The 653-nt window shown below is 57.7% G+C and carries 1 protein-coding gene; it reads right to left on the bottom strand.

The window, feature by feature from the left end:
- Positions 1-653: glycosyl hydrolase family 28 protein (locus AO277_RS15395; protein WP_257214234.1), on the bottom strand; the 653-nt coding region annotated here is incomplete at both ends.

Here is a 653-nt window from a genome sequence, read left to right as displayed (position 1 = left end):
AAGTGATTGTGCGCGAACATCAGGTCCCGGCTGCCGGGGAGGCGGCTGGACTTTATCGCTACGTTGTCATCGCCTGTACTGATATAGGAGTAGGCCAGCAGTACCTTGTTTGATTGGCCGGGGTCGAAGCCATCGGTGTTCTTCACGGTTTCCGGGGTAAAGCAGGTGCCCGGTGTCTTCTGGTCGGGCGTCGAACCGGTCGGGCAGTGATAACCCTCAACCGTATAGACGCGGCTGGGATTCAAAATCTTGATCCCCCAGACAGTCACCCCTGTCACGCCGTCAGTCACAATGTTGAAGGCCGGCGCGTTTTGCAGCGTTAGCCCCTGGATGACAAAGTCTGTCCCCCCACTGACCTGAATCAGGCGCGGTTTTTGCTGGTAAGCATTGGACAAGGTCTTCTGGTAAACAAGGTCCCACCAGCTACGCAGATTGGCATTTGCCCCTGAGGTAAGCAGACTCCCGCCGCGACCATCAATCACGCCTTTTCCTATCACGCCGCTGGCGCGGGTGTTTTTTGCAGAAATCAGCGAGCTGCAGGCGTCCTGATTGGCGACCGTGGTCACTCCGCAGGTGCCCTTGCCGTTGTCATAGTCTTTGGGGTTGCGTGACGCGAAAAGCGTAACGCCCTCGTCGACCCACAGCGTAACGCC

Source organism: Pseudomonas amygdali, from assembly GCF_002699855.1.
Classification (GTDB): domain Bacteria; phylum Pseudomonadota; class Gammaproteobacteria; order Pseudomonadales; family Pseudomonadaceae; genus Aquipseudomonas; species Aquipseudomonas amygdali.
Note: the sequence above shows the minus strand (reverse complement) of the source record. Positions and strands in the feature narration are given on the sequence as shown.